11 protein-coding genes and 1 pseudogene are annotated in these 11,954 nt (G+C 57.0%); 3 read left to right on the top strand and 9 right to left on the bottom strand.

Annotated elements, in window-relative coordinates; translation table 11 throughout:
* Positions 1-71: 71 nt before the first annotated feature.
* The 8 genes and pseudogenes from HA45_RS27020 to HA45_RS26985 all read right to left on the bottom strand — a co-directional run bounded on the left by HA45_RS27020 (position 72) and on the right by HA45_RS26985 (position 8,977).
* A complete protein-coding gene (locus HA45_RS27020) occupies positions 72-1,400 on the bottom strand; it encodes an NAD(P)/FAD-dependent oxidoreductase (protein WP_100700459.1) in 1,329 nt (442 codons plus the stop codon).
* A gap of 12 nt (positions 1,401-1,412) precedes the next feature.
* On the bottom strand, positions 1,413-2,117 hold the full coding sequence (locus tag HA45_RS27015; protein ID WP_100700460.1) for an SDR family NAD(P)-dependent oxidoreductase: 705 nt from the start codon (positions 2,115-2,117) through the stop codon (positions 1,413-1,415).
* Positions 2,118-2,262: 145 nt separating this feature from the next.
* Positions 2,263-3,455 (bottom strand): annotated as a pseudogene (locus tag HA45_RS27010) (NAD(P)/FAD-dependent oxidoreductase).
* A 15-nt stretch (positions 3,456-3,470) separates the two neighbouring features.
* Positions 3,471-4,355, bottom strand: coding sequence for an ABC transporter permease (locus HA45_RS27005; protein ID WP_162288457.1), 885 nt, complete (start codon positions 4,353-4,355; stop codon positions 3,471-3,473).
* Positions 4,356-4,365: 10 nt separating this feature from the next.
* Positions 4,366-5,316: an ABC transporter permease gene (locus HA45_RS27000; RefSeq protein WP_100700463.1), complete on the bottom strand. Its 951-nt coding sequence runs from the start codon at positions 5,314-5,316 to the stop codon at positions 4,366-4,368.
* Positions 5,317-5,334: 18 nt separating this feature from the next.
* Positions 5,335-7,011 carry a peptide ABC transporter substrate-binding protein gene (locus tag HA45_RS26995; RefSeq protein ID WP_100700464.1) on the bottom strand — a complete coding sequence of 559 codons (1,677 nt, stop codon included), beginning with the start codon at positions 7,009-7,011 and terminating at the stop codon, positions 5,335-5,337.
* Positions 7,012-7,042: 31 nt separating this feature from the next.
* Positions 7,043-8,371, bottom strand: a complete 1,329-nt coding sequence (locus HA45_RS26990) for an NAD(P)/FAD-dependent oxidoreductase (protein WP_100700465.1) — start codon at positions 8,369-8,371, stop codon at positions 7,043-7,045.
* 99 nt (positions 8,372-8,470) lie between these two features.
* On the bottom strand, positions 8,471-8,977 hold the full coding sequence (locus HA45_RS26985; RefSeq protein WP_100700466.1) for a MarR family winged helix-turn-helix transcriptional regulator: 507 nt from the start codon (positions 8,975-8,977) through the stop codon (positions 8,471-8,473).
* Positions 8,978-9,195: 218 nt separating this feature from the next.
* Here HA45_RS26985 and HA45_RS26980 point away from each other — a divergent pair, with 218 nt between their 5' ends.
* The 3 genes from HA45_RS26980 (at position 9,196) to HA45_RS28830 (ending at position 11,209) form a co-directional block, all read left to right on the top strand.
* The gene (locus HA45_RS26980) at positions 9,196-10,524 is read left to right on the top strand and encodes an ATP-binding cassette domain-containing protein (protein WP_244563549.1); all 1,329 of its coding nucleotides are present in this window, start codon (positions 9,196-9,198) and stop codon (positions 10,522-10,524) included.
* Positions 10,434-10,817: an ATP-binding cassette domain-containing protein gene (locus HA45_RS28585; protein WP_366557369.1), complete on the top strand. Its 384-nt coding sequence runs from the start codon at positions 10,434-10,436 to the stop codon at positions 10,815-10,817. Before HA45_RS26980 ends, HA45_RS28585 begins: the two co-directional genes overlap by 91 nt.
* Positions 10,818-11,038: 221 nt before the next feature.
* Complete coding sequence (locus HA45_RS28830) at positions 11,039-11,209, top strand: DUF2256 domain-containing protein (RefSeq protein ID WP_100700468.1); 171 nt, start codon at positions 11,039-11,041, stop codon at positions 11,207-11,209.
* 38 nt (positions 11,210-11,247) lie between these two features.
* On the opposite strand, the gene HA45_RS26970 is transcribed toward HA45_RS28830, so the two are convergent.
* The gene (locus HA45_RS26970; RefSeq protein ID WP_100700469.1) at positions 11,248-11,835 is read right to left on the bottom strand and encodes a PNPOx family protein; all 588 of its coding nucleotides are present in this window, start codon (positions 11,833-11,835) and stop codon (positions 11,248-11,250) included.
* Positions 11,836-11,954: the final 119 nt, after the last annotated feature.

The raw sequence follows: 11,954 nt of genomic DNA, 5'->3' as shown, positions 1-11,954 counted from the left end.
GCCAACTTTATTAAAAGCCCATTATATGCAACCCATCTGAATGACGTGGCAGGCTACCGTTCAGCCCATTATCACAGCCAGTGCTGGGCCCGAACCACTTCGCCATCGGTGAAACGACTAAAACGGAATGCGTGCGGATTCACCGACGGCGTGCTACTGGTCACCAGGTCGGCCATGAGTTGCCCGGCCCCCGGACCGATGCCAAAACCATGGCCAGAGAATCCGGTGGCGAGGAACAGGCCAGGCTGGTTGCCGATAGCAGAAATCACCGGAATGGCATCTGGCAGGGTATCGATATAGCCGCCCCAGCTCTGTTCGATAGGTAATGTCCCCAACTGCGGCAACGTCTGCACCAGGTTACTGGCGATGGTGTTCACCACCGTCGCTTCCGGCTGTGGAGCCAGCACGCGGATACGTTCATAGAGTGAGATTTTATCCGGCGTGCCCGGCTGCCAGCGCGTCAACTCCTGCCAGAAACGGCTGCCGAGACGCAGATTAATATTCTGCCGCTCGGCGCGAAAGGCGGGCATATACTGGCGTGCAAAGCGCAGGCTGTCTGGCGTGATATCGCTGATGCTGGTCGCAGAAGTGGCGACCGTCAGCCCGCCGTCCTGCCGTTTACGCAGCGCGACCTTGCCAAAGCTTACGCAGATGCCAGGGTCGTAATCGGTCGGCCCGGTGCGCAACACGGTGCTCAGCACCTTGAGCTGCGGGAGCGTCAGGCCACAGCCCTGCATCAGGAGCCGCGACCACGCACCGCCGGCGACCACCACGGATTGACAGCGAATAATGCCGCGCTCCGTCACAACCTCACTCACTTTTCCCCCCGCGCGTTCGATACTGCGGACCGCGCAGTGCTGCTGCAGATTAAGCCCCTGCGCTTGAGCCGCTTTCACCATCGCCGGAGCAGCCTTCTGCGGTTCGGCACGACCATCCAGCGCGGTAAACAAAGCGCCGTTAAAATCCCCCTGTAGGCCAGAGAAACGCGACTTCAGCTTTGCCCCATCGAGCAGTTCGCTGTGAATATCCTGCTGCTGCGCCTCACGGCACCACTGCTGGTAGCGCTGCCACTGTGCTTCGGAGCGCGCGGCATAGGCAATCCCGGTGATGGCAAAGCCGGTATCATGCTGCACGCGCTGGTTCATTTCGCCCCACAGTTGCATGCTGAGGTTAATCAGCGGCAGCTCACGCAGGTCACGCCCGGTACGGCGGCACCAGCCCCAGTTGCGGCTCGACTGTTCGGCCGCCACGCGCCCTTTCTCCAGCAAAACCGTCGGGATACCGCGTGATACCAGCGACAACGCGGTGGCTACACCGATAATCCCACCGCCAATCACCACCACTTCTGTCTGCGTCGGGAAGTCCGGCGACGAGCTGACTAACTCTACATTCGGTCCCATATATTTTTGCCTCTAGTACTGGTCTTCAACCGTCCAGTTAACCGGAATTTCTGCGATACTGGCGCTGTTCGGTAGCATCAACAAAGTGCGTACCAGCACGGCAATATCTTCTGGCTGCGTCATTTTTTCCGCCGGAATCTCGGTCAGTGCAGTGCCCATATCGGTGGCGACAAATCCGGGACAGATAGCGGTGGCGCGAATGCCATCCTGATCACCGACCCTGCGCAGGGCGTGAGCCAGTGCCAGTGCGGCAAACTTGCTCATCGCGTAAAGCCCGGACTGCGCCGACTTTACCCGCTTTCCGGAAAGCGACACCAGCATCACCACCCGCCCCTGCCCGCTGAGCGCCAGATACTGCCAGGCTTTGCGGGTGAGACGCATCGGCGCTTTGACGTTGACTGAGAATTGGGTATCGAATTCTTCGTCGCTGGCCTCCAGCACAGAACGTGGGATCATCACTCCGGCGTTATGGATCAACGCATCAATACGGCCAAATTTCGCCAGCGTCTGGGTGATCCAGTCTTCGTCGCTGGTGGGGTCTAATGCGTCATAGCGGCAGTTTATCTGACTGTCTGGTTGAGGATTGCTGACCTCCTGCGGTGCTCTGCAGCCCAGACTCACCGCCCATCCCGCATCAAGTAATTCGGTGGCAATCGCCGCACCGATCCCCCGGCTGGCTCCGCTGATCATAGCCACGCGCTGTGTTGTCGCTACCATCTTTGATCCCCCGTTTATCATGAATAAGGCGGCAACGCCGCTCCTTGTAACTTGCTGCGCAACCAGTCGCGGCTGCGATACCAACGCAGCGTGAGTTGCGGACCGAAACCCATCCAGAAGGGTGCGCGGTGCAGCGGTTCGATTTTTAGCGCCAGCTGGTTTCTGGTATGTCGAGTGCCCACTCGCTGAGGATCGAACCGAGCATGCTACCGGTCGGCACACCACGCCCGGAAAGCCCGGTTACCGCGACAACACCCGGCGCCAACTGGTACAGGCGTGGAATGGTTCGCTGTTGCATATCCAACTCGCCAAACCACAGATAATCCCAGCGCAGCTGTTCTGTTATCTGCGGATGCAACCACTTCAGGCGCTCGCTCATAATCTGGTGCGTCAGCGTCATATCGCGCCCGCGTTGTCCCATCGGAAACATGGAAGCGACGATGCGCCCTTCGGCGTTGTACTTGTAGACATAGATATCACCGCGCCCGTCATGGAGAGTGGTGTTGTCTGGCAATACGCTGTGGCGAGTGGCGGCGCTTAGCGGTTGGGTGGCGGCGACAAATACTTTCATGATCTTAAAACTATGCTCCAGCTGCGGCCAACCCGCCACGGTGTAAGCCCCGGTAGCGAAAATCACCTTCTCCGCCAGCACGCTGCCTTGCGCGGCTTTTACCCGCCAACGCTGACCGTGTTTCACTACCTCGCTGACTGCCGAACCGGTATACACGCGCCCCCCTCCTGTTGCACCGCGCGCGCCAGTCCGCGTGCATAGCCGAGCGGATTAAGGTGCCCACCTTCAGGGTGATACCAGCCGCCGTAAAAGCGCGGGCTGCCGCTCATCGCTTCGGCCTCCTTCGCCGTCAACAATCGGGTGTTCGCTCCAGCGGCGTTATAGTCACGCACCTTCTCAGCAATGGTTTTCAGTGCGCCAGGATACGCTGCCGCCTGAATATAGCCGTTCTGCTGCCATTCACACTCAATCTGATAGCGGTCGATCATCGCTGTCACACGTTGATTGGCCTGCGTCTGGCGGGCAATGAGCCGCTCTGCCCAGGGCGCGCCGAGCAGTTTGTGTAACTGAGGCAGGCTGAAGTGGGTAAAGGTCGGCGTGCAGTGCCCGGCGTTACGCCCGGAACCGCCAAAACCTGCTTCCTGTGCCTCCAGCACTACCACTGTCACGCCCTGCTGCGCCAGTTCCAGCGCGGTGGTCAATCCGGTGTAGCCACCGCCGACCACGCAGACATCGGCCTGCACCTCACCCGCCAGCACATGGCTATCCGGGGCGGGTGCGGCCGTGGCAAACCACAACGACTGCTCAAACGGGGAAAAACGCGCCATGCTCACGATCTCCGATTAATGCTGGCTGCGGCTATCTAGCGCATCACGCAGGCCGTCACCAATACAGTTAAAACAGGTCACCGCGAGGGTGATCGCCAGACCTGGAGCCAGAGCAAGCCAGGGCGCACGTACCAGATATTGTTGCGCCCCGTTCAGCATATTGCCCCAGCTTGGCAGCGGTGGCTGGATGCCGTAGCCAAGGAAGCTAATGTAGGCTTCCAGCAAAATGGCACGCGCCACGGTCAGCGTGGCGGCGACGATAATCGGCCCGACCACATTGGGCAGCAGTTCACGAAACATGATCCAGCGCCCGGAGAGGCCGAGCATTTTCGCCGCCAGAATAAACTCGCGCTCGCGCAGGGATCGCACTTCGGTTTCAACAATGCGCGCCACTTCCATCCAGCTGGTAATGGCGATGATTACAGTGATCATCATTGGGCTGGGTTTGAGAAATGCCGCCAGCGCCAGCAGCAGAAACACGCTGGGGAAAGAGAGAAAAGCATCAACAATGCGCATCAGCACGTTGCCCGTGCGACCGCCGTAATAACCCGCGACGATGCCGATGGTGGCACCGAAGGCGATACTGAGCAGCATGGCGAAGAAGCCGACCAGCAGCGAGATGCGCCCTGCCATCAGCACGCGCGCAAGGGTGTCACGCCCAAGTGGGTCGGTGCCCAGGAGGTGCCAGCCGGTGAATGGCGGCGCAAAGCGATTGCGCAGGTCGATATGCAGATCGTCAAACGGCAGCAGCAGTGGGCCAAATGCGCAGGCCAGCACCATCAGTACGATTAAAATCAGACCGGTGCAGGCCAGCTTGTGGCGCATAAAGCGTTTCAACGTGCGGTTGTGCCACCAGCGTGAAGCGCCCGCATCGGGGTTCATAACAGAAGTTGCAGACATCATTTGCTCCTTAAGCCGGACGGATGCGAGGATCGACCATGGCGGTGATAACATCCGCCGCCAGATTGCCGAGCAGCACCATCATCGCTGAGAACATCAGCAGCCCCATGACCACCGGATAATCGCTGTAACCGAGGCTGTCCAGGAACAGGCGCCCCATGCCCGGCCAGGTGAACACGGTTTCTGCCACCAGCGCGCCGCCGAGAATCATCGGCAGCTGCATCCCGGCCAGCGCAATCATCGGCAACAGCGCGTTACCCACCACGTGGCGCAACAATACGCGCCGTGGTGACAGCCCTTTGGCGCGTGCCGTTTTCACAAAGTCTTGGTTGATGGTTTCCAGCGTGGCGCTGCGCATATAGCGGCTCCAGACGGCGACGTCGACGAAGGTCAGCACCATCACCGGCAGCACCAGGTGGTGCAACACATCGGTAAAGGAGCCATCGCCGACGGTGTACATATTGCCGGCCGGGAACCACTGCAGCTTGAGCGCGAAAATGTAGATCGCCACCAGTCCGAACCAGAATGTCGGGATCGAAAGGGCGATCATCGAGGCCATGGTTGCCACATCATCAAACAGGCTGTAGCGTTTCACTGCGCTTTTCACCCCGACCCAGGCGCCAATACTGACCGCCAAAATGGTCGAAGTGACCATCAGGAGCAGCGTAGCGGGTACGTGAGAAAAGATTACCGTAAGCACCGGCTGCCCATCACGATAGGATCGCCCCCAGTCGCCGCGCAGCAGGTGCGTCAGCCAGTCCCAGTACTGCACCGGCAGCGGGCGATTAAGGCCCATCTGCTCGGCCAGACGATCTAACGCCTGCTGGCTCATGCCCGGCGTCAGCGCGTACTGTGACAGCGGCCCGCCAGGAGCCAGCGTCAGCGCGGCAAAACCAATCAGCGACACCAGAAACAGCAGTATCACGCTCTGGCCCATTCGCCGAAGCAGAAAGCCCAGCATAGAACCTCTCTTATGGCGTTACGCCCAGTACCAGGTAGCGACATTCCAGCTGTCGATGCGCACGTTAACGTTAGGGATGACATTGGTTGCACCCTGCTTGTGGCCACGCACGTTGGCAAACGGGAACAGCGGCAGGAACGGCATATCGTGGCGCACGATCTCCTGGATCTGGTTGTAGACCGCCTTGCGCTCCTCCGGTACAAACAGCGTGCTGCCTTTGGTGAGCAGATCGTCAACCGCTTTGCTCTGATACTGGAAGGTGTTCTGTCCCGCGCCGCCTTTCGCCGGGACCGAGGTCGACCGCAGATAGTCGGAGGTATCCGGATCGGCCCCAGTGAGGAAGCTCATACCGACGATCACCGTATCGAATTTCGACATCATCCAGTATTCGCCCCACATCACCGCCGGTGGCAGATTGGCGATCTTCATCTCGATGCCAATATCCTGGAATGACTGCTGCAAGAACTGTTGCATCTGCTCGCGCAAATGATTGCCCGCGGTCGTGGAATTGGTGAACGCCAGGCGCACGCCATTTTTCTGGCGGATGCCATCGGAACCAGGTTTCCAGCCCGCTTTATCAAGCAGCGCTTTGGCCTTGTCAGGGCTGTACTCGTGTTTCGCCAGATTCGGATTGAAGTAAGCGGATCCGGGCGGCATATAGGTTTCAGTTGGTTTTGGCAGGCCGTAGTAGAGCGAATCGATAATCGTCTGCTTGTCGATGGCGTAATAGATCGCCTGGCGCACTTCCAGCTCCTGGAATTGCGGGCGCCCCAGGTTAAAGGCGAAGTTCTCGATAGTTGAGCTGGAGGAAACGTCCACTATTTTGCCCGGCAGTTTTTTTGCATCGTCATAATGATCAGCCGAAATCCATTGCAGCCCGACCACATCGATATCGCCAGAGGCAAACTGGGTATACATCACATTGAGGTCCGGAATGTATTTGTACACCACTCGCTCCAGCCCTGGCCCACCAGTGAAGTAGTCGGTATTCGCGACCAGTTCAATGTGGTCACCGGGCACGCGCTGCTGCCACTTAAACGGCCCGGTTCCGATCGGCGCGTTGTTAAATGGCGCGCTGTTTTTGTCTTTTACCGGACCGAGAATGTGCTGCGGCACAATAAAGGTGGAAGCGAGGATAGCCGGATAAGGCGCAAACGGCTTATCCATGCGCCAGCTGATTTCAGTCGGCGAGATGACTTTGATGTCGCGTACCAGCTCGTGCCCGGTTTTGCGCCAGCTGCGAAAATCCGGGTCGACAAGTAACTCCAGCGTGAACTTCACGTCCTCGGCAGTGAACGGCTTGCCGTCGTGCCACTTCACCCCTTCGCGCAGCTTGATATGGAACTGTAAACCATCGGCTGAGATACCGCCGTTCGCCACCGTTGGTACTTCCTTCGCCAGAGACGGCGTAAAATCGCCTTTGTCGTTGATGGCAAAAAGCGGGTCGAAAATGCTGAAGTGAATGCCCTCATCGACTTCGATGTGTGGCAGATGCGGGTTGAATACCGTTGGTTCCTGTGAGAAGCCGATCACCATCTGGCCTTTGCGCATGGTGGGTGTCGCGACTGCCGCGGCAAAGGCCTCACCGAAACTGAACATCGGCGGCAGCGCCGCCGAAGCCGCCCCAACCACAAGGTAAGTCAGCGCTTTACGTCGGGAGAGATGCGGCAGCATGTCATCAAACTTTTTAGTCATCTGGATTCCTCTGGTCAGGTTAATGCGGGCGTCAAACGCCGCTGAGAATTTCTATTTTTGAGCCATCTGAAAAACGCGAATAACGAAACGCATGCGGATCAACGATCGGCGAACGCCCCAGCACCAGGTCGGCCATCAAGCGCCCGGCAGCGGGGCCAATGCCAAAACCATGACCGGAAAATCCGGTGGCGATAAAGAAACCGGGTTTGCTATCGACGGCGGAAATCACCGGCACGGCATCTGGCACCACGTCGATGCAGCCCGCCCAATACTGCGCGACCTTTGCCGGTTGAAACGCTGGCAAATGCTGCTGAAGGTGCGCCAGGGCGCGATCGGCCATCGCATAAGAGGGGATAGGATCCAGAACGCGGCAGTATTCAAACGGCGAGGCGCGATCCATCTTCCAGCGGCGATCCAGACGCGCTTCATCGAGAAAGCGGCTACCCAGGCGAAAGCGCAACGAGCGCCATTCGCTTTTTAACGCGGGGAGAAAATCGCGTGCGTAGCGGAACGCGTCCGGCACTAAATCCGAGAGGTTTTCGTGACCAGACGCCACGGTATATCCCCCGTCCTGGCGCTTGCGAATGGCGAATCCATGGCACCACAGCGCCTCGGTCGGGCCCTCTAACGGCGCTGTACGGATCACGCTGTTGATCACCTTGAGCTGCGGCAGACGCAAATCATGGCGTGAGGTAAAAAGTGAAGACCACGCCCCGCCCGCCAGCACCACGCTTTGGCAGGCGATTTCGCCGCGTTCGGTGATGACTGAGGAGACATGCCCGGCAGAAGTTTCAACACCCCGTACCGCACATTCGGTGAGAATAAATGCGCCGTTGCGTCTTGCCGCTTCGGCTATCGCCGGAGCCACTTTCTGCGGCTCGGCGCGACCATCTTCCGGGGTATACAGCGCGCCTACGGCCCCAATGCGGTTATCGGGAAATTTTTGATTAAACTGCCCGGCATCAAGCATTTTCGAGGTGACCGGATAGCCCTGCACCTGCTGCAACCACTGCTGGTTCTGATCAATCTGTTCCTGGTTATGGCAGGCAAACACGATGCCCGCGCGGGTATAACCCGTGTCGGCTTCAATGCGCTGGTCGAGCGACTGCCAGATTGAAAGTGCTTGTGCCATCAAAGGAATTTCACGCGGGTCACGGCGCGAGATACGCACCCAGCCCCAGTTCCGGCTCGACTGTTCATGCCCAATCTGCCCCTTTTCACACAACGCCACGCGCAGCCCCTGCTCGGCCAACTCCAGTGCCGTTGTGGTGCCAATAATCCCGCCGCCAATCACGACCACATCAACACGTTTCGGTAACACTTCATCGCCGTGTACCGGCACTACTCGCGGACCAGGCATTATCTTATTTCCCAGTTTAATATTTCATTGATAAAAGCCGAGAGCCTTCACAGAGTATTTAGCACTCTGATCAAATGAGAGATGAAATAAATAACTCAGCTAAAAAAATCGAATGTCGCTGCGTAGCTGACGATGCCAGCACATTATTTTATTAAACAGATTGAGCATCAGCGTTTTTTCATCCTCGCTGACCATATGAAAGAATTCACGGTCTTGCTGCTGAGTTAACGCCACCACGTTCTGCGCCAGTTTGTGACCCTTGCCAGTCAGATACAGGGCCTGTGAACGCTGGTCTTCCGGGTCGCTCTGGCGCATCACCAGCCCCTGCTGCACCATTTTATCGACCAGACGTCCCATTGAAGAACGGTCACGCATGATCAGGTCGGCAATGGCAGAGGGACGAATGCCTGGATGGCGGGAGACAATCAATAAGGTACTGATTTTCCCAGTTCCCTTAGCCACATCCAGGCCGGAAAGTTTGTTATCGAGATCGCGGGAGACGGCAATATTGATGCTGCGGATATAAAAACTTAACAGGCTTTCGAGGCCGCCCAGGTCATGAAAAGCGGCGGTTTCAGATTCAGTTTCACGGGCAACTTCCGTCATCGTTCCACCTCGCGGGCTTCAGGGCTAACCGGATAATTCGTGACTGCGAATTCAGTATTAATGGATTTAGTGGACAGTCACAACTAATTTTTCCATAGGATTTTGTGATTACTTCCTGAACAGTTAATTTACACCGCACCATAATAAAACGATCTTTCCGGCTACTTAATACCGATGCTAATTTATCTTACCGACCACTTTTCAGTGCGAGAGTATATATGGCCCAGCCTCAGTCGGCTTTATTATCGGTTCGTCATTTAACGGTTTCATTACCCAAAGGGATGGATCGCGCCTGCGCGGTAGAGGATATTTCTTTTGACCTGATGCCCGGGGAGATGCTGTGTATTATCGGCGAGTCCGGATCGGGCAAGTCGGTGACGGCACATGCGGCGATGGGACTGCTACCGCCCGCGCTGGCTGTCACCCAGGGCGAGATGCGCCTTAACGACGTTGATTTGCTGACCGCTTCGCCCGCACTGCTACGCAGCCTGCAGGGCAAATCCATCGCCATTATCTTCCAGGACCCGCTGTCGGCACTGAATCCAATTATGACCATCGGCAAGCAGATTGCCGAGGTGATGGAAGCGCATAATGAAGGCACGCCACCGTTGCGCCAGAAGAAGGTGCTGTCGCTGCTGGCCGAGGTCGGGCTGCCGGAGCCCGAGACCGTGCAGCATCAGTATCCCTTTAACCTGTCAGGCGGTCAGCGCCAACGCGTGATGATCGCCATGGCGCTGGCGCTGGATCCGGATGTGCTGATTGCTGATGAGCCGACCACCGCGCTCGACGTCACCACCCAGGCGCAGATTTTACAGCTGATCCGCACCCTGCAAACGCGTAAGCAGATGAGCGTGATGTTTATCACCCACGATTTTGGCGTGGTGCAGGAAATCGCCGACCGGGTGATTGTGATGCGCAGCGGACAGATTGTGGAAGAGGGTCCGGCTGAAAAGGTGCTTAGCTCCCCCGCTCATTGTTACACTCGACAGCTGATTGCCGCCGTGCCACATCTGCGTCAGGACGAGCGCGTGCGCAAAGACCACCAGCCCATCGTGCTGGAGGCGGTTGACCTGTGTAAGACCTATCGTAAATCTTCCGGATTTTTCACCCGGGGCCGAGAGGTGCGCGCCCTGAATAACGTCAGCTTTATACTGCGCAAAGGGCAGACGCTGGGCGTGGTGGGCGAGTCCGGATCCGGCAAGTCATCGCTCGGACGCTTGTTAGTAAAGCTGCTTGCCGCTGACTCAGGTCAAATCCGTTTTGACGGCCGCGATATTGTGCCGATCCCCGAAGTGGAGTTCCGCCCACTGCGTCCGCTCATTCAGATGATTTTTCAGGATCCTTTCGCCTCTCTCAATCCGCGCCACACCATCGGGACTATTCTCTCCGTCGGCCCGCTCACGCATGGCGGCATGACGGCGACAGAGGTGCGGAAAAAGCGCTATGCCTGCTGTCTTTGGTCGGACTGGAACCCAGCGCCTATGAGCGCTACCCGCATGAGTTTTCCGGTGGTCAGCGCCAGCGCATTGGCATTGCCCGCGCTTTGATGTTTGACCCGCTGTTACTGGTTGCCGACGAATCTGTGTCGGCGCTGGATGTTTCCGTGCAGGCGCAGGTATTAGCGCTGCTGGAAGAGGTGCAGCAGAAAACCCAGGTATCGATTCTTTTTATCACCCACGACCTGCGCGTCGCTAGCCAGATCTGCGACGACATTATCGTGCTGTACAAAGGTGATGTGGTTGAAACGGGCACTCCGCAGCAGGTCTTCAGCGCGCCACAGCACAGCTACACGAAATCCTTAGTCGCGGCGATCCCGGGCAAGGATGTCGCAGGGTTGTAGGGTTATTAAATGAGTTCCTGAATGATGGGCTGGCTTTCGTTTGGGAAATATACAGTCAGCGAGGCGACGGGTAATGATTGTGAAATAAAGGAATTCAATGGTGATTTTGCATGCCAGTTAATCGCGAAATTGGTGATGTTCTAAAATCAATATTGAGTAAAACTTGGTAAAACCCCATTCAACTAATGAATGCTGGCACACTTCGTCGCAGGCAACACAATATGAATGATTTTAAAGGAAACAAAAAATCCCTGCCCGTCCGCTACTGCAAGCAGTGCCATAAGCCCATGACCTGGCGTAAAAAGTGGGAGAAATGCTGGGAAGAGGTGCAGTACTGTTCAGAGCGTTGCCGACGCGCAGCAAAAAGTCACGCGGACAGCGAAGGTTTATAGCACAGCGGATGTCACCGTCTTGTCGGGATCTGCTCATTTTATGGATTGATCCAATGAAATGATGAAAGACAGCCGGTATCTGAATAGATCAGTCGTGCTCTGCGGTTGTCATTCCGCTGAAGTTGAAACCAGTCGAGCGACTCGGCCTGAAAAACCAACACCCCAAAATTGTGCTTACCGTCTCCCCTGTTCTCCTCACTTTCAACATCGCGAGTTTGATCGGGCGAAAACAGTGATTCGTCTCCCGGCGGCCCGCCTGAATAACTCCTGCGCGTCCAAATGGGCAATCCTTCCCACACCTGATTCGCGAGAGCACTTTCCGGTTCATATCGTTTGAAATATCCCTGCAAGCGTAATTGCAGGCGCGATTGCGAGCAGAAACCTAATACCGTTGCGGCGGGGTTGAGGGCTAATTCCTGCCATTTTGCACTACGGATATCGGTGTGAAACTCCAGCCGTCGCTTTACGCTGTCCGTGCGTCTCAACACCATCATGCGAGCCTGTGGTTTCAATTCAGCATCGAGGGTGCAGACGTTCACATAACGAAACCCAGCATGGGGATCCTGCGCTGCGGTATCCAGTTCTCGCCAGGCTATCGCATCAATATTTTCAGATTCTGCTGTCAAAAGTCACCCCTCGATTTCTACGCATGACCTCAAGTATAGAGACTTGTCATCATTCATTGGGATGTAGCAGGGTCATCTTTGCTTGAACGGGGAAACGCTGATGAAGGCTGGAACCTCCG

Origin of the sequence: Pantoea rodasii (assembly GCF_002095465.1) — a bacterium.
In the GTDB taxonomy this organism is placed as follows: domain Bacteria; phylum Pseudomonadota; class Gammaproteobacteria; order Enterobacterales; family Enterobacteriaceae; genus Pantoea; species Pantoea rodasii.
This window is presented reverse-complemented; position numbering and strand designations above follow the sequence as displayed.

Excerpts from the sequence above, each read along its gene's own strand:
- HA45_RS27020 (WP_100700459.1), bottom strand. The coding sequence starts at position 1,400 with ATGGGACCGAATGTAGAGTTAGTCAGCTCGTCGCCGGACTTCCCGACG.
- HA45_RS26985 (WP_100700466.1), bottom strand. The coding sequence starts at position 8,977 with ATGACGGAAGTTGCCCGTGAAACTGAATCTGAAACCGCCGCTTTTCAT.
- HA45_RS27000 (WP_100700463.1), bottom strand. The coding sequence starts at position 5,316 with ATGCTGGGCTTTCTGCTTCGGCGAATGGGCCAGAGCGTGATACTGCTG.
- HA45_RS26990 (WP_100700465.1), bottom strand. The coding sequence starts at position 8,371 with ATGCCTGGTCCGCGAGTAGTGCCGGTACACGGCGATGAAGTGTTACCG.
- HA45_RS28830 (WP_100700468.1), top strand. The coding sequence starts at position 11,039 with ATGAATGATTTTAAAGGAAACAAAAAATCCCTGCCCGTCCGCTACTGC.
- HA45_RS26995 (WP_100700464.1), bottom strand. The coding sequence starts at position 7,011 with ATGACTAAAAAGTTTGATGACATGCTGCCGCATCTCTCCCGACGTAAA.
- HA45_RS27015 (WP_100700460.1), bottom strand. The coding sequence starts at position 2,117 with ATGGTAGCGACAACACAGCGCGTGGCTATGATCAGCGGAGCCAGCCGG.
- HA45_RS27005 (WP_162288457.1), bottom strand. The coding sequence starts at position 4,355 with ATGTCTGCAACTTCTGTTATGAACCCCGATGCGGGCGCTTCACGCTGG.
- HA45_RS26980 (WP_244563549.1), top strand. The coding sequence starts at position 9,196 with ATGGCCCAGCCTCAGTCGGCTTTATTATCGGTTCGTCATTTAACGGTT.